General features: G+C 72.4%; 16 protein-coding genes. 4 read left to right on the forward strand and 12 right to left on the reverse strand.

Going from position 1 to position 14,857, the window contains the following annotated elements; genetic code table 11:
• Positions 1 to 10: 10 nt before the first annotated feature.
• The 4 genes from AB0L45_RS01255 to AB0L45_RS01270 form a co-directional block, all read right to left on the reverse strand.
• Positions 11 to 649 (reverse strand): MBL fold metallo-hydrolase, encoded by a 639-nt coding sequence (locus AB0L45_RS01255; protein ID WP_365834842.1) that lies wholly within the window; start codon positions 647 to 649, stop codon positions 11 to 13.
• Positions 649 to 1,734, reverse strand: coding sequence for an S-(hydroxymethyl)mycothiol dehydrogenase (locus AB0L45_RS01260; protein WP_365834844.1), 1,086 nt, complete (start codon positions 1,732 to 1,734; stop codon positions 649 to 651). Before AB0L45_RS01260 ends, AB0L45_RS01255 begins: the two co-directional genes overlap by 1 nt.
• A 95-nt stretch (positions 1,735 to 1,829) precedes the next feature.
• Positions 1,830 to 3,173, reverse strand: coding sequence for a glucarate dehydratase family protein (locus AB0L45_RS01265; RefSeq protein WP_365834846.1), 1,344 nt, complete (start codon positions 3,171 to 3,173; stop codon positions 1,830 to 1,832).
• Positions 3,174 to 3,207: 34 nt separating this feature from the next.
• Positions 3,208 to 3,894, reverse strand: a complete 687-nt coding sequence (locus AB0L45_RS01270) for a flavin reductase family protein (protein ID WP_365834848.1) — start codon at positions 3,892 to 3,894, stop codon at positions 3,208 to 3,210.
• A 207-nt stretch (positions 3,895 to 4,101) separates the two neighbouring features.
• Between AB0L45_RS01270 and AB0L45_RS01275 the strand changes: the two genes are divergently transcribed.
• Positions 4,102 to 4,893, forward strand: coding sequence for an HAD family acid phosphatase (locus tag AB0L45_RS01275; RefSeq protein ID WP_365834850.1), 792 nt, complete (start codon positions 4,102 to 4,104; stop codon positions 4,891 to 4,893).
• 25 nt (positions 4,894 to 4,918) lie between these two features.
• On the opposite strand, the gene AB0L45_RS01280 is transcribed toward AB0L45_RS01275, so the two are convergent.
• From AB0L45_RS01280 to AB0L45_RS01290, 3 genes are all read right to left on the reverse strand, one after another.
• A complete protein-coding gene (locus AB0L45_RS01280) occupies positions 4,919 to 5,824 on the reverse strand; it encodes a ribonuclease Z (RefSeq protein ID WP_365834852.1) in 906 nt (301 codons plus the stop codon).
• Between the two features lie 21 nt (positions 5,825 to 5,845).
• A complete protein-coding gene (locus tag AB0L45_RS01285) occupies positions 5,846 to 6,202 on the reverse strand; it encodes a histidine triad nucleotide-binding protein (RefSeq protein WP_365834853.1) in 357 nt (118 codons plus the stop codon).
• 168 nt (positions 6,203 to 6,370) lie between these two features.
• Positions 6,371 to 7,117 (reverse strand): hypothetical protein, encoded by a 747-nt coding sequence (locus tag AB0L45_RS01290; RefSeq protein ID WP_365834854.1) that lies wholly within the window; start codon positions 7,115 to 7,117, stop codon positions 6,371 to 6,373.
• Positions 7,118 to 7,368: 251 nt separating this feature from the next.
• Between AB0L45_RS01290 and AB0L45_RS01295 the strand changes: the two genes are divergently transcribed.
• The gene (locus AB0L45_RS01295; RefSeq protein WP_365834856.1) at positions 7,369 to 7,797 is read left to right on the forward strand and encodes an OsmC family protein; all 429 of its coding nucleotides are present in this window, start codon (positions 7,369 to 7,371) and stop codon (positions 7,795 to 7,797) included.
• Positions 7,798 to 7,910: 113 nt separating this feature from the next.
• Here AB0L45_RS01295 and AB0L45_RS01300 read toward each other — a convergent pair whose 3' ends face one another.
• From AB0L45_RS01300 to hrcA, 4 genes are all read right to left on the reverse strand, one after another.
• On the reverse strand, positions 7,911 to 8,654 hold the full coding sequence (locus tag AB0L45_RS01300) for a 16S rRNA (uracil(1498)-N(3))-methyltransferase (protein WP_365834858.1): 744 nt from the start codon (positions 8,652 to 8,654) through the stop codon (positions 7,911 to 7,913).
• Entirely contained in the window at positions 8,651 to 9,802 is a 1,152-nt protein-coding gene (locus AB0L45_RS01305) for a nitronate monooxygenase (protein ID WP_365834860.1), read from the reverse strand. The genes AB0L45_RS01300 and AB0L45_RS01305 overlap by 4 nt, the downstream gene beginning before the upstream one ends.
• Before the next feature lie 279 nt (positions 9,803 to 10,081).
• On the reverse strand, positions 10,082 to 11,218 hold the full coding sequence (gene dnaJ / locus AB0L45_RS01310; protein WP_365834862.1) for a molecular chaperone DnaJ: 1,137 nt from the start codon (positions 11,216 to 11,218) through the stop codon (positions 10,082 to 10,084).
• Entirely contained in the window at positions 11,219 to 12,235 is a 1,017-nt protein-coding gene (gene hrcA / locus AB0L45_RS01315) for a heat-inducible transcriptional repressor HrcA (RefSeq protein WP_365834864.1), read from the reverse strand.
• A gap of 252 nt (positions 12,236 to 12,487) precedes the next feature.
• Between hrcA and AB0L45_RS01320 the strand changes: the two genes are divergently transcribed.
• Both AB0L45_RS01320 and AB0L45_RS01325 read left to right on the forward strand, forming a co-directional pair.
• Positions 12,488 to 13,222 carry an MBL fold metallo-hydrolase gene (locus AB0L45_RS01320; RefSeq protein ID WP_365834866.1) on the forward strand — a complete coding sequence of 245 codons (735 nt, stop codon included), beginning with the start codon at positions 12,488 to 12,490 and terminating at the stop codon, positions 13,220 to 13,222.
• 28 nt (positions 13,223 to 13,250) lie between these two features.
• On the forward strand, positions 13,251 to 14,075 hold the full coding sequence (locus AB0L45_RS01325; RefSeq protein ID WP_365834868.1) for a DUF3097 domain-containing protein: 825 nt from the start codon (positions 13,251 to 13,253) through the stop codon (positions 14,073 to 14,075).
• 9 nt (positions 14,076 to 14,084) lie between these two features.
• Here AB0L45_RS01325 and AB0L45_RS01330 read toward each other — a convergent pair whose 3' ends face one another.
• Positions 14,085 to 14,597 (reverse strand): Uma2 family endonuclease, encoded by a 513-nt coding sequence (locus AB0L45_RS01330; protein ID WP_365835603.1) that lies wholly within the window; start codon positions 14,595 to 14,597, stop codon positions 14,085 to 14,087.
• Positions 14,598 to 14,857: the final 260 nt, after the last annotated feature.

Consider the following 14,857-nt stretch of genomic DNA (forward strand, 5'->3'; position numbering starts at 1 on the left):
TCCCGGGGGCTCAGTGCCCCCGCTTCACCCATTCCTCCAGGTGCGGAGCCTCGGCGCCGATCGTGGTGCCGTCGCCGTGGCCGGTACGGACCTCGGTCGGCGGGGGCAGCGTCAGCAGCCGTTCCCGGATCGACGCGACGATGGTCGGGAAGTCGGAGAACGACCGGCCGGTGGCGCCGGGGCCGCCCTGGAAGAGGGTGTCGCCGGTGAAGACCGTGCCGTGCTCCCCCAGGTCCGGCGCGTACAGGCAGACCGCGCCCGGCGCGTGCCCCGGCGTGTGCAGCACGGTCAGGTCGACGCCGCCGATGGTGAGCACCTGACCGTCCGCCAGTGCCTCCTCCGGCGCCCGGTCGGGGTGGGTCTGCTTCCACAGCGGCAGGTCGTCCGGGTGCAGGTACACGGGGGCGCCGGTGCGGGCGGCGAGCGCCGGGGCGGCGTCGATGTGGTCGTTGTGCGCGTGGGTGCAGATGATCGCGCGCAGCGTACGGCCGTCGAGCGCCGCGAAGATCGCGTCGGCGTCGTGCGCGGCGTCGATGACGACGGCCTCGGTGGCGTCGCCGACGATCCACACGTTGTTGTCGACGTCCCAGGTACCGCCGTCGAGCGCGAAGGTGCCGGAGGTGACCAGGTGGTCGATGCGGGCCGTCATCAGAGCGTCACCACCGAACGCAGTACGTCGCCCTGATGCATCCGCTCGAACGCCTGCTCGACGCCGTCGATGCCGATGGTCTCCGTGACGAAGCCCGCCAGGTCGATCCGGCCCTGCTGGTGCAGGTCGATCAGCATCGGGAAGTCACGGGACGGCAGGCAGTCGCCGTACCAGGACGACTTCAGCGCGCCGCCGCGGCCGAACACGTCCAGCAGCGGCAGCTCCAGCTTCATCTCCGGCGTCGGGACGCCGACCAGGACCACCGTGCCGGCCAGGTCGCGGGCGTAGAACGCCTGCCGGTAGGTCTCCGGGCGGCCCACCGCGTCGATCACCACGTCGGCGCCGAAGCCGCCGGTCAGCTCGCGGATCGCCTCGACCGGGTCGGCGGCGCGCGAGTTCACCGTGTGGGTGGCGCCCATCGTCTTGGCCAGGGAGAGCTTGCGGTCCTCCACGTCCACCGCGATGATCCGCGCCGCGCCGGCCAGCCGGGCGCCGACGATCGCCGCGTCGCCCACGCCGCCGCAGCCGATCACCGCGACGGAGTCACCGCGGCCCACCGCGCCGGTGTTGACGGCGGCGCCGATGCCGGCCATCACACCGCAGCCCAGCAGCCCGGCCACGGCCGGCGACACCTCGGGGTCGACCTTGGTGCACTGCCCCGCGGCGACCAGCGTCTTGTCCGCGAACGCGCCGATGCCGAGGGCGGGCGTCAGCTCGGTGCCGTCCTTCAGTGTCATCTTCTGCCGCGCGTTGTGGGTGTCGAAGCAGTACTGCGGACGTCCGCGCTTGCAGGCCCGGCACGTGCCGCACACCGCGCGCCAGTTCAGGATCACGAAGTCCCCTGGCTCGATGTCGGTCACGCCCGCCCCGACGGCCTCCACGGTCCCCGACGCCTCGTGGCCCAGCAGGAACGGGAACTCGTCGTTGATCCCGCCCTGCTTGTAGTGCAGGTCCGTGTGGCACACTCCGCACGCCTGCACCTTCACCACGGCCTCCCCCGGCCCGGGATCCGGCACCAGGATCGTCTCCAGCCGCACCGGCTCGTTCTTCCCCGGCGCGATGACGCCACGCACTTCCTGTGCCATCGGGACAGCTCCCTCCAAAGATCACGTACGGGATCAATACGGTACGCGTCCCGGGCACCGGAAGCGCCGGTCCGTCGGCGGCCACAGGGCGCCGCTCACCACCGCGGCACCCGGGGCGTCACCCACTCCGGATCGGCGGCCCGCATCGCCGCCGCGTCGTCGCGGTCGCGGAACGTGCCGTCGTCGGCCAGCCAGCGCGCGTGCAGGGCCGCCAGCCGCTCCCGGTCGAGCGTGACGCCCAGGCCCGGGGCGTCGGGCACCGGCAGCGCGCCGTCCGTGAAGGCGAGGCGTTCGGTCAGGACGTCCTCCGTCTGCCAGGGGTAGTGGGTGTCGCAGGCGTACCGCAGGCCGGGGACGGTCGCGGCGACGTGGGTCATCGCGGCGAGACTGATGCCCAGGTGGGTGTTGGAGTGCATGGCCAGGCCGACGCCGAACGTCCGGCAGACCGCGGCGAGTTCACGGGTGCTGCGCAGGCCGCCCCAGTAGTGGTGGTCGGCGAGGACGACCTGGACGGCATCGCGGGTGAACGCCTCGCGGATCTCGTCGAAGGTGGTCACGCACATGTTCGTGGCGAGCGGGAGGTCCGTACCGGCGGCGACCTCGGCCATGTGGCCGGTGGTGCTGGTGGGGTCCTCCAGGTATTCGAGGACGTCCTGGAGCTCGCGAGCGGCCTTCAGGGAGGTCGGCACGCTCCACGCGCCGTTCGGGTCCAGGCGCAGCGGATGGCCGGGGAAGGCGGCGGCCAGTGCCCGTACGGCGGCGATCTCCCGCGCCGGCTCGAAGACGCCGCCCTTGAGCTTGAAGGAGCGGAAGCCGTACGTGTCGCGGAAGCGGCGGGCCTGGGCGACGATGCCGTCCGGGTCGAGGGCCGCGCCCCAGTCGTCGGGCTCGCCACGGCCGCCGGGGTGCGCGGCCCACCGGTAGAACAGGTACGCGCTGTAGTCGACCCGGTCGCGGACCTTGCCGCCGAGCAGGGCGTGGACCGGCAGGCCGGTGAGCTGCCCCCAGGCGTCCAGGCAGGCGACCTCGAAGCCGGAGAGGACGGACAGCCGCAGTTTGCCGGCGGTCTGCACGCCGCGCAGCCCGGCGGCGGTGACGTCCCCGGCTCCGGTGGCCGCCGGGGAGTCGCCGCACACCTCGGCCGCGATCCGCGGCAGCGCGTTCAGGTCCGTGACCGGGCGGCCGGCCAGGGCGTCGGCCAACGGGCGGGCGATGTCGAGGTACTTCGTGTCGCCGTACGTCTCGCCGAGGCCGGTCGCGCCGCCCGCCGTGGTGACCTCGACGATCAGGCGGGGGGTGTAGGGCTGGTGGACGCCCTGGGTGTTCAGCAGGGGCGGGTCGGCGACGAGGACGGGGGTGAGGCGGATGGCGGTGATGGTGGTGGGGGCCCGCTTCTGCGAGCCACACCCTGTCTGCGTACGGAGACACGGTCCGTCCATGGGAACGGAGCGTAGGGAGGCGGCGGAACGGGCGTCAATGGGCGGCCGTGGAAGACGTGAGCGGTGTGCGTGGGCCGGTCCGGGGCGTCTGCGTGCGGTACGAGTGCCCGAGTTCCGGCCCGAGCCCGAAGTAGTGGCGGAAGTTGTAGACGAGCGGGCTCCAGGCGGCCGGATCGATGTGGTCGGTGCCGGGGACGACGATGCGGGCATCGGCGTGCACCTTGCGCACGACGGTCTCGACGATGACGAACTCACCGGAGACGTCCGGCCGCATCCGCTTCGCGCGCGCCTCCAGCTGGAGCGGGCATTCGGCGACACGCGGCGGCCGTACCAGGTGGGACGGCACGGCGGTCAGCCCGGCCGCGCCGAACTTGTCCGGCTCGTAGCGGCAGCCCGCCGGCTTGCCCGGCGGCACCGGATCCCGGCCGGTCAGCGGCGCCAGCCGCTCCACCGCGGGCCACAGCCCGGGGCCCGGCAGGCTGAGCACCAGGCCGGGCCGGCTGCCGAGGTTGTGTGCGGTCTGCCCTTCGCGGCCCAGTCCGAGGACGACCGTCCGGCCGAGCGCCCAGGCGGAGGAGAGGGGGGCGAGGTTGGACGAGCCGTCCTCGTTCTCCGTCGACACGAGGAGGACCGGCGTCCCGAAGTACAGGACGCTCGGCGAGATCTCCAGGTGGGTGGCGGCCGGTCCGGCGGGCGCGGCGCCGGTGGTTGCTGTGTTCATGGCGGGGAGCCTAGGAGCCGGTCGTTTCGGTCCGGACCGAAGCGTCGGCCCGGTCCGGAGCGTCGGCCCGGTCCGGAGCGTCGGCCCGGTCCGGAACCCGGCCGCACCGGTCAGCCTTTACCAACCATTGAATCTTCGCGCGTAGATGACCGCATAAACGCTCTGTTAAACCTAGGTGGCCCCCACCGGTTCACCTAGGAGCAGCACATGCGCCACCCCCTCCTCTCCCGCCGCCGTGTCCGCCTCGGCGCCGCGGCCGCCACCGCGGTCGTCGCCGGCACCGCGGCGTTCGGCGTCGGCCAGGCCACCGCCGAGCACTCCGTACCGCGTACGGACAAGGAGATCCCGAACCTCACCCAGGTGCAGGACAAGATCAAGGCGTACTACGGCGACACGGTGACCGCGGACGGGCAGCACTACGCCTCGCCGCGCAGCAACTACGCCAAGCAGGTGCGCGGCATCACCGACTCGGCCCGGCGCTACCTGGCGAAGGAGGCGGGCAAGCACCACCACGGCAAGAAGCCCGCCATCGTCCTGGACATGGACGACACCACGCTGCTCACCTACAACTACGAACTCCAGGTCGGCTTCCACCACACCGAGGCGGCCCAGGACACGTACCTGGCGAGCACCGACATGGACCCGGTCTACGGCATGGACCGCCTGGTCAACTGGGCGCACGGCAAGGGGTACGAGGTCTTCTTCGTCACCGGCCGCAAGGAGGCGCAGCGCGAGTGGAGCGTGCGCAACCTGAAGAACGTGGGCTACGGCGTCCCGCTCGACCGCACGCACGTCTACCTCAAGGACAAGAACCCGCCGGCCTACCTGCCGTGCGGCGCCAACTGCTCGACGGTCGAGTTCAAGTCCGGCACCCGCAAGCACATCGAGGCGCAGGGCTACGACATCGTCGCCAACTTCGGCGACCAGTACAGCGACCTGAACGGCGGGTACGGCGACAAGACGTTCAAGCTGCCGAACCCGATGTACTTCCTGCCCTGACCGGCCGGAACGGGCGTGCGCGTCCTCAGGTGCGCTTGGGCACCGGGACGCGCATCAGGTCGCGGGCGATGGTCAGCTCACCCTCGAAGCCGGCCGCCCGCGCCTGCCGCTCGAACTCTGCGGGGTCCGAGTACCGCTGGGAGAAGTGGGTGAGGACCAGGTGGCGCACGCCCGCGTCGGCGGCGGCGCGCGCTGCCTGGCCCGCCGTCAGATGGCCGTGGTCCGCGGCCAGCCGCGCGTCCTCGTCCAGGAACGTCGACTCGATGACGAGCAGGTCACAGCCCTCCGCGAGCGCGTGCACCCCGTCGCACAGCCGGGTGTCCATGACGAACGCGAAGCGCTGGCCGCGCCGCACCTCGCTGACGTCGTCGAGGGTGACACCGTTCAGCTCCCCGTCGCGCTGGAGCCGGCCGACGTCCGGGCCCGCGATGCCGTGCGCGGCCAGCAGCTCCGGCAGCATCCGGCGCCCGTCCGGCTCGACCAGGCGGTAACCGTACGACTCGACCGGGTGCGAGAGCTTGCGCGCCTCCAGGACGTACGACGGGGTGCGGGCCAGCACCCCGTCGGCGGCCACCGGCTCCTCGGCCAGCCGCACCGTCTCGCGGTAGGCGGTGGCATACCGCAACCGGTCGAAGAAGCGCCTGCCACTGGCCGGATAGTGCGCGGTGACCGGATGCGGCACCTGGTCGAGGTTGATGCGCTGGATGACGCCGGCGAGCCCCAGCGAGTGGTCGCCGTGGAAGTGGGTGACACAGATCCGGTTCAGGTCGTGCGCGGCGACCCCGGCGCGCAGCATCTGCCGCTGCGTGCCCTCGCCGGGGTCGAACATGATGCCTTCACCGTCCCAGCGCAGCACGTAACCGTTGTGGTTGCGGTGCCGGGTGGGCACCTGGCTGGCGGTGCCGAGGACGACGAACTCGCGTACGGACATGGTGCGGATCTCCTGTCCCGGTCAAACCAGGCGCTGGAGGTCGCGGCCGCCCAGGACGTGCGCGTGGGCGTGGAAGACCGTCTGGCCCGCGCCCGGGCCGGTGTTGAAGATGATCCGGTAGCCGCTCTGGTCCACCTTCTCGTCGGCGGCCACGGCGGCGGCCTCGCCCAGCACCTCACCGGCGATCTTCGGCTCGGCGGCGGCCAGCTCCCCGGCGTTCGCGTAGTGCACCTTGGGAATGACCAGAACGTGCGTCGGCGCCTGCGGGCTGATGTCCCGGAAGGCGAGGGTCGTCTCGGTCTCCCGCACGATCGTCGCGGGCACCTCCCCTGCCACGATCTTGCAGAACAGGCAGTCGGCCTGCGGTTCTCCCGCCACCGGTGGGCTCCTCCCGGGTCGCCGGCCGGTACCCGGCGGCCCGTCCGTCCGGAGCCGGCCACCCGTATCGCGCCGTGTCACATCACCATCATGTCTACGGGACCGGATGTTACCGGGCCGCCCGCGCGGGGTGCTGCGGCGGCCGGGGCGGGAGTGGGTGCGGGGTCGTCAGTTGTGTGCTGCCCAGGTGTGCTGGTCGTCGTTCTGGTGGCCGTTCTGGTCGTCGTTCTGGTGACCGTCGCCCTGGCCGTCGTGGCCGTCCTGACCGCCCTGATCGCCCTGGCCGTCGTGGTCACCCTGACCGTCGTGGCCGTCGCCCTGACCGTCGCCCTGGCCGTCGTGATCGTGGGAGCCGTCCGAGCAGGTGTCACTCGGAGACGGGTCCGGGTCCGGATCCGGGTCCGGGTCCTGGGCGGTCGCCGTCACCGTGACCGTGACGGGCGGCGTGTCCGGCGGGTCGTCCGACGTGTCGCCGCTGCTGGGTGGCTGGACGGTACGGGTGACGGTCGGCCGTGCGGTGCCGGTCGGCCGGTCCGCGTCGCAGTTGCCGAGCACGCTCACCCGGAAGACGACCTGCCCGGCGACGCGCGCGGTCAGGCTGCCCCGTACGCAGCGCCCGTCGACCTCGGAGGAGACCCAGCCGGTGATGGTGATCTTGCTGCCGTGGACGGTCTGGCCCTGGCAGTCGACGGTGGCGACCGACTTCTGCCGCGCGGTGGCCGTCGGATTGACGGTGGCCCGCTGGTCGCCCCGGAGCGTCGCCGTACAGCTCAGCCAGCTGACGTTCACACCGATGCGCTCCAGCGCCCGCGTCCCCGCCTGGTCGGTGGTGACGGCCACCGACGAGGTGTTCAGCCCGCCGGCCGGCTCACAGGCGGACACCCCGATGATCGCGGCACCCACCGTCCCCACCACGGCCGGCAGTCTGCCGCGCCGGGCTCCGGCGAACCGGCTCCGGCCGGACCGCGCCGGCCGGCCCCGCCCGTGCCGTACGTCTCGTACGCGCCCTATGGCCCCCATGTCCGGCAGCGTGCCACCGCCACGGGCGGACCGACAGCCCCGGCTCGGCCACTGTGTGCGCCGCCCGTACGGGCCGTCGCACGGCGCCCGTCACTAAGCTGATCCAGCACAGACCGCCAGCACCCCACGACCAGGAGTCATCCACCATGGCAACCACCCGCACCGCGCAGACCCACTGGGAAGGCAACCTCATGGAGGGCAAGGGCAGCGTCGCCCTCGCGTCCTCCAACGTCGGTACGTTCGACGTGAACTGGCCGGCCCGCGCCGAGCAGCCGAACGGCGTCACCAGCCCCGAGGAGCTGATCGCGGCGGCCCACTCGTCCTGCTACTCGATGGCCTTCTCGCACGGCCTGGCGGGCAAGGGCTACACCGTCGCGGCGCTGGACACCAAGGCCGACGTGACCTTCCAGCCGGGCGAGGGCATCACCGGCATCGTGCTGACCGTCAAGGCCAGCGTGCCCGGCCTGTCCGAGGAGGACTTCCAGGCCGCGGCCGAGGACGCGAAGAAGAACTGCCCGGTGAGCCAGGCGCTGGCCGGCGTCAAGAACATCACCCTCAACGCCGAGCTGGTCTGATCCGGCCCGCCACGCGCAGGCGGCGGGGCCGCGGCGTCACGTACGCCGCGGCCCCGCCGTCGCTCCTGCTGCTGTCGATGTTGCTGTTGCTGCTGCTGCTCACTGTCGCTGTGTCAGCTCCAGCGCCCGGTTCGGCCCAGCAGCAGCGCCGTGGCCGCCGTACCCGCCGTCGACGTGCGCAGCACACTCCACCCGAGCCGGTACGCCTTGGCGCCCGCCTCCTCGAACGCCGCCAACTCCTCCGGCGCCACGCCCCCTTCGGGCCCCACCACGAGGACGATCCGCCCGCTCGACGGCAGTGCGACGGAGGCCAGCGGGGCGCTTCCCGCGTCGCGGTCCTCGTGCAGTACGGCGGCGAAGTCCGCCTCCGCGAGGAGCGCCGCGACCTGCTTCGTCGACATCAGGTCGGTGACCTCCGGAAAGCGCAGCCGGCGCGCCTGCTTGCCCGCCTCACGGGCGGTGTTGCGCCACTTGGCGAGGGACTTCGCGGCCCGCTCGCCCTTCCACTGCGTGATGCACCGGGACGCGGCCCACGGCACGATGGCGTCCACGCCGGTCTCCGTCATGGTCTCCACGGCCAGTTCGCCGCGGTCGCCCTTGGGAAGCGCCTGGACGACGGTGATGCGCGGCGCCGGTTCCGGCTCGGTCTGCGTACCGGTCACCTCGACGACGAGCCGGTCCTTGCCCTCGGCGGCCCGCACCACACCCACCGCGCCGCTGCCGCGCCCGTCCGTCAGCACCACGGGTTCGCCGGCGCGCAGCCGCCGTACGGAGACCGCGTGCCGGCCCTCGGGCCCGTCCAGCACGGTCTCCCCCGCGCCCGGGACACTCTCGACCAGAAACACCGGCGCCGTCACAGCGCACCTCCCAGCTCACCCGGGAGCTCCTGCCCGGTCGGAAAACCGCCCGGCAGGCCGGGCCCGTGTACGTCCCCCGGTGCCGTCCCGGCGCACGCCGCGTCCAGTTCGGCCATCAGCACCTCGACCAGCTGCGCGGCCGGGAGCTGCCTCGCCATGCGATGCCCCTGCCCCGCCCACAGGGCCATGCCCTGCGCGTCGCCGGTCCTGGCGGCGGCCTTGCGCAGGCCCGAGGTGAGGTGGTGCACGGCCGGGTAGGCGGCCGGGGCGTACGGGCCGTGCTCGCGCAGGAAACGGTTCACCAGGCCGCGGGCCGGACGCCCGGAGAAGGCCCGGGTCAGCTCGGTGCGCGTGAACAGCGGGTTGGTCATCGCCTGCTTGTGCAGCGGGTCGGCGCCCGATTCCGGGGTGACCAAGAACGCCGTACCGAGCTGCGCCATCGCCGCGCCCGCCGCCAGCACCGCGGCGATCTGCGAGCCGCGCATCAGGCCGCCCGCCGCGATGATCGGTATCTGCACGGCCTCGCGCACCTGCGCGATCAGCGAGAGCAGCCCGATCCCGGCGCCGGTGCCGTCGGCCTGCGGGTCGTCGCGGTGGGTGCCCTGGTGGCCGCCGGCCTCGATGCCCTGTACGCACACCGCGTCGGCGCCGGACCACTGCGCGGCCTGCGCCTCGGCCGCCGTGGTGGCGGTGACGATCGTGTACGTACCGACCTTGGCGAACCCGTCGAGCACGGCGCGGGACGGACACCCGAAGTGGAACGAGACGACCGGCACCGGGTCCTCGCGCAGGATGGCGAGCTTGGCCTCGTACCCGTCGTCGACGCCGCCGTACGGGTCGATGTCGTCCAGCGGGGTCTCGTACCAGGCCGACTCGCCCGCGAGCTGCTCGCGGTAGACCTCGACGGCCGCGTTGTCGGAGAGCGACGGCTGCGGCATGAAGAGATTGACGCCGAAGGGACGGTCGGTGAGCCCGCGCAGCTGCTTGATCTCCTGGTACATGCCGTCCGCGGTCTTGTACCCGGCGGCCAGGAAACCGAGCCCGCCGGCTCCGCAGACGGCAGCGGCCAGTTCCGGCCGGGCGACGCCGCCGGCCATGGGGGCCTGCGCGATCGGATAGCGGCAGAGATCGGTCAGCGCTGTGGGCATGACCACATCGTGTCACGCCGCACCCGGGGGCCCGAACCGGCCTCGGACCCACCAAGATCAACCACGTCCGGCGATCGGGGGCACTTCGGGCAGGCGCCCGGGTCACCAGGGGCAGACGAGGAACAGCGGCCGGGCAACCGCCCGACCGCCGTTCACCAGGTCCTCGTAAGAGTCAGCGCCCGTTGAACGCATCCTTCAACCGCGAGAACAGCCCCTGCTGCCCCAGCTGACCCCGCCCACCCGGGGGACAACCCCCGGACCCCCGGCAGGACCACACGCCTACCGGCCGTTGAACGCATCCTTCAACCGCGAGAACAGCCCCTGCTGCCCCGGCTGGAACTGCCCCTGCGGGCGTTCCTCGCCGCGCAGCTTCGCCAGGCGGCGCAGCAGCTCCTCCTGCTCCGCGTCCAGCTTCGAGGGCGTGATGACCTCGACGTGCACGATGAGGTCGCCGCGCCCGTTGCCGCGCAGGTGGGTGACGCCGCGGCCGTGCAGCGGGATCGACTGGCCGGACTGGGTGCCGGGCCGGATGTCGATCTCCTCCACGCCGTCCAGCGTCTCCAGCGGGCACTTGGTGCCCAGCGCCGCCGCCGTCATCGGGATCGTGACCGTGCAGTGCAGGTCGTCGCCGCGCCGCTGGAACGTCGGGTGCGACAGTTCGTGGATCTCGACGTACAGGTCGCCGGCCGGGCCGCCGCCGGGGCCGACCTCGCCCTCGCCCGCGAGCTGGATGCGCGTGCCGTTGTCCACACCGGCCGGGATCTTGACCGTGAGCGTACGGCGCGAGCGGATCCGGCCGTCACCGGCGCACTCCGGGCACGGGGTCGGCACGACCGTACCGAAACCCTGGCACTGCGGGCACGGCCGCGAGGTCATGACCTGGCCCAGGAAGGACCGGGTGACCTGCGAGACCTCACCGCGGCCGCGGCACATGTCACAGGTCTGCGCCGAGGTGCCCGGCGCCGCGCCCTCACCCGAACAGGTCGTGCAGACGACGGCGGTGTCCACCTGGATGTCCTTGGTGGTGCCGAAGGCCGCCTCGTCCAGCTCGACGTCCAGCCGGATCATCGCGTCCTGGCCGCGCCGCGTGCGGGACCGCGGTCCGCGCTGCGACGCCGTGCCGAAGAACGCGTCCATGATGTCGGAGAAGTTGCCGAAGCCCGCGCCGAAGCCGCCGGCCCCGCCGCCGCCACCCGCCTGCGAGAGGGGGTCGCCGCCGAGGTCGTAGACCTGCTTCTTCTGCGGGTCCGAGAGCACCTCGTAAGCGGCGTTGATCTCCTTGAACCGCTCCTGGGTCTTCGGATCCGGGTTCACATCCGGGTGCAGCTCGCGCGCCAGCCGCCGGAAAGCCTTCTTGATCTCGTCCTGCGAGGCGTCGCGCCGTACACCCAGGACCGCGTAATAGTCCGTGGCCACTTACGACTCCGCGAGGATCTGTCCGACGTAACGTGCCACTGCGCGTACCGCTCCCATCGTTCCGGGGTAGTCCATGCGGGTCGGTCCGACCACGCCGAGTTTGGCGACTGCCTCGTCGCCCGAACCGTAGCCGACCGCGACGACCGATGTGGACGTCAGGCCCTCATGGGCATTCTCATGCCCGATGCGTACGGTCATGCCGGAGTCCTTGGCCTCCCCGAGCAGTTTGAGGAGCACCACCTGCTCCTCCAGGGCCTCCAGCACCGGCCGGATGGTCAGTGGGAAATCGTGCCCGAAGCGCGTGAGATTGGCGGTACCGCCGATCATCAGCCGCTCCTCGGTCTCCTCCACCAGAGTCTCCAGCAACACCGACAGCACTGTCGAGACCGTGCCCCGGTCCTCCTGCTCGAAGGACTCCGGGAGATCCTGCACGAGCTGCGGCACGTCCGCGAACCGCCGCCCCACCACGCGGCTGTTCAGCCGCGCCCGCAGGTCCGCCAAGGAGGTCTCGCCGAACGGCGCCGGGCAGTCCACCATGCGCTGCTCGACCCGGCCGGTGTCGGTGATCAGGACCAGCATCAGCCGGGCCGGCGCCAGCGACAGCAGCTCCACGTGCCGCACCGTGGACCGGGTCAGCGACGGGTACTGCACGACGGCGACCTGCCGCGTCAGCTGCGCCAGCAGCCGTACCGTACGGCCCACGACGTCGTCCAGGTCGACGGCGCCGTCCAGGAAGTTCTGGATGGCGCGCCGCTCGGGGCTGGACAGCGGCTTGACGCCGGCCAGCTTGTCGACGAAGAGGCGGTAGCCCTTGTCCGTCGGGATGCGCCCGGCGCTCGTGTGCGGCTGGGCGATGAAGCCCTCGTCCTCCAGCGCTGCCATGTCGTTGCGGACCGTGGCGGGGGAGACACCGAGCTGGTGCCGCTGGGTCAGCGCCTTGGAGCCGACCGGCTCCTCGGTCCCGACATAGTCCTGGACGATGGCGCGCAGCACTTCGAGTCTGCGTTCACTGAGCATCGCGCACACCTCCAGTCCGGCCGTGTCACCGGCGCGCGGCCGGGTTCTTCCGGGTCGTCTTCCCTGGCACTCATCAGGTCCGAGTGCCAGACCCTGACCAAGTGTACGGCCGGGTCACCTGGGCAGGGCAAGGGCGGCGGTACCGGAGACGTGCGCCACGCTCCCGCGAAAGGCGTACCGCGGGCACGGCGGGCACCCGGAACGCGCCCGGCCCGGCGGGCAACGCTATCGCGACACGGCTAGCGTCTCGGTATGCGTACGACTTGGGAAGAGGCCGGGTGGGAAGAGCTCGGCGCGGGCGTCGGGCGCCGCCGGATGCCCGGCTGGGACGAGACGGCGGGCGCCGTCGTCGGCTCGGCCGGCGTGCTGGTCGTCGACACCGGCGCGACGATCCGGGACGGTGCCGAGCTGCGCCGGCAGCTGCGCGACATCACGGGACGCAACGTGACACACGTCGCGCTGACCCACCCCCACTTCGACCATGTGCTGGGCACCGCGGCCTTCGCCGGCGTCGAGGTGTTCGGCGCGGCCGGCCTGGACGAGTACCTGCCGCGCGCCCAGGACGACCTGCGGCGCGACGCGGTGGCGTACGGCGTGGACCCGGACGCCGCCGCGGAGGCCGCCGACCTCCTCGTCCGCCCGCACCACCTGGTCTCCGGCGAACGCACCGTCGACCTCGGCGACCGGCAGGTCCTGCTCGCCAACATCGGTCCCGGCCACACCGCGCACGACCTGGTGGTCCTGGCCCCCGGCGCGCACGGCTCCCCCGCGGTCGTCTTCTGCGGTGACCTGGTCGAGGAGTCCGGCGAGCCGCAGGCCGGTCCGGACGCGATCCCCGGGCAGTGGCCCGCCGCGCTGGACCGGCTGCTGGCCCTCGGCGGGGAGGACGCGGTGTACGTACCCGGGCACGGCGCTGTCGTGGATGCCCGATTCGTCCGTGAGCAACGCGACGCGCTGAGCCGTCGCTTCGGCGTGTCGCGGCACTGACCGGCCATCCCTTCCTATCGTCTGTCGGATGCGCAGCAGACAGTACGGCCCGGACCTCACCCCGCCGTGGAAGAAGCAGCAGCCGGCACCCGAGGTCGCGGCGGAGCCGGACCTGGTGGTCGAGGAGGCCGTGACCGGGTTCTGCGGCGCGGTCGTCCGCTGCGAGAAGACCGCCGAGGGCCCGACCGTCACCCTCGAAGACCGCTTCGGCAAGCACCGGGTCTTCCCGATGATTCCGCGCGGCTTCCTCCTGGACGGCAAGCCCGTCACCCTCGTACGGCCCGCCGCCCGCCCCGCCGCACGCGGCCCGGCCCGTACGGCGTCCGGCTCCCTGGCCGTCCCCGGCGCCCGCGCGCGGGTCGCCCGCGCCGGGCGCATCTACGTGGAGGGGCGCCACGACGCCGAGCTGGTCGAACGTGTCTGGGGCGACGACCTGCGCATCGAAGGCGTCGTCGTGGAATTCCTCGAAGGCATCGACGACCTCCCCGCCATCGTCCGCTCCTTCTCCCCCGGCCCCGACGCCCGCCTCGGCGTCCTGGTCGACCACCTCGTCCCCGGCTCGAAGGAGTCCCGCATCGCGGCCTCGGTCACGGACCCGGACGTCCTGATCGTCGGCCACCCGTACATCGACGTGTGGGAAGCCGTGAAACCGTCCTCGGTCGGCATCCCCGCCTGGCCGTCCGTCCCCCGCGGCCAGGACTGGAAGACGGGCGTGTGCCGGGCGCTGCGCTGGCCGGAGAACACGGGCGCCGCGTGGCAGCGGATCCTCGGCTCGGTCCACTCCTACAAGGACCTGGAACCGGCGCTGCTGGGGCGGGTGGAGGAGCTGATCGACTTCGTCACGGATGCCTGATCGGCTCGGTCACGGGCGGGAGTGGGGCCTGGGCCGCCGCCCGGTGTCGGGGAGGGGCTGGAATGCGGTGGTGCTCAACTGGACACCGAGGAGGTCCAGCGGCATGGGAGCGCCGAACTTGGTGGTGCGCTGCACCGCGTAATCGGCGTCGTCACCGGCGCCGGTGGGCTCCGTGAGCAGGACACACCGCGCCACGGTGGGATCGATGATCAGGTAGGCGGGGATCCCGCCAGCGGCGTAGATGTTGCGCTTGACGCGGTAGTCGCGGTCGATGCTGATCCGGGAGACGACCTCGACGAGCATCGCGACCGCCTCGGACGGCATGAGCCGCCCGGACGCGGGGCCGGCACCGCGCTCCAGGACCACCAGGTCCGGCTGAGGCTCGCTCACCTCTTCGGCCGTCCCGCCCGACAGCATGATCTCTCCCCGCAGAAGCTCCGCCTTGTATCCCTCGGGAACCTCAAGTCCCTCGAAGAAGGCGACAAGGGGGCGGGGGAGCGATGGCTGCGGCTCGCTCCCCACCCGCACGGACGGGACGCCCGGCGTCCGCTGCCGGCGCCGGCACGCGTACGGGATCTGATCCGCCACGGACGCGACGATGTCGTCATGGGCGCGGTCAGGCCCTGGCGAAATCAGGATCTCGCCCCAGAGGAGTTCCTTCCTGCACCCCTCCGGAACATCCAGCCGCCGGAAGACCCGACCACGTCGTTGGTCGCCCGACCGTCCACGCCGCCCATCGCGCGCCCCTCCGCATCCCCACGTACGTCGAGCGCAGCCTAGGG

This window comes from Streptomyces sp. NPDC052496 (genome assembly GCF_040679095.1).
Lineage (GTDB): Bacteria > Actinomycetota > Actinomycetes > Streptomycetales > Streptomycetaceae > Streptomyces.

Bases quoted from the DNA above. Each gene is read 5' to 3' on its own strand.
- AB0L45_RS01270 (WP_365834848.1), bottom strand. From the start codon at position 3,894: ATGAACACAGCAACCACCGGCGCCGCGCCCGCCGGACCGGCCGCCACC.
- hrcA (WP_365834864.1), bottom strand. From the start codon at position 12,235: ATGCTCAGTGAACGCAGACTCGAAGTGCTGCGCGCCATCGTCCAGGAC.
- AB0L45_RS01260 (WP_365834844.1), bottom strand. From the start codon at position 1,734: ATGGCACAGGAAGTGCGTGGCGTCATCGCGCCGGGGAAGAACGAGCCG.
- AB0L45_RS01325 (WP_365834868.1), top strand. From the start codon at position 13,251: ATGCGCAGCAGACAGTACGGCCCGGACCTCACCCCGCCGTGGAAGAAG.
- AB0L45_RS01320 (WP_365834866.1), top strand. From the start codon at position 12,488: ATGCGTACGACTTGGGAAGAGGCCGGGTGGGAAGAGCTCGGCGCGGGC.
- AB0L45_RS01305 (WP_365834860.1), bottom strand. From the start codon at position 9,802: ATGCCCACAGCGCTGACCGATCTCTGCCGCTATCCGATCGCGCAGGCC.
- AB0L45_RS01265 (WP_365834846.1), bottom strand. From the start codon at position 3,173: ATGGACGGACCGTGTCTCCGTACGCAGACAGGGTGTGGCTCGCAGAAG.
- AB0L45_RS01275 (WP_365834850.1), top strand. From the start codon at position 4,102: ATGCGCCACCCCCTCCTCTCCCGCCGCCGTGTCCGCCTCGGCGCCGCG.
- AB0L45_RS01295 (WP_365834856.1), top strand. From the start codon at position 7,369: ATGGCAACCACCCGCACCGCGCAGACCCACTGGGAAGGCAACCTCATG.
- AB0L45_RS01280 (WP_365834852.1), bottom strand. From the start codon at position 5,824: ATGTCCGTACGCGAGTTCGTCGTCCTCGGCACCGCCAGCCAGGTGCCC.
- AB0L45_RS01255 (WP_365834842.1), bottom strand. From the start codon at position 649: ATGACGGCCCGCATCGACCACCTGGTCACCTCCGGCACCTTCGCGCTC.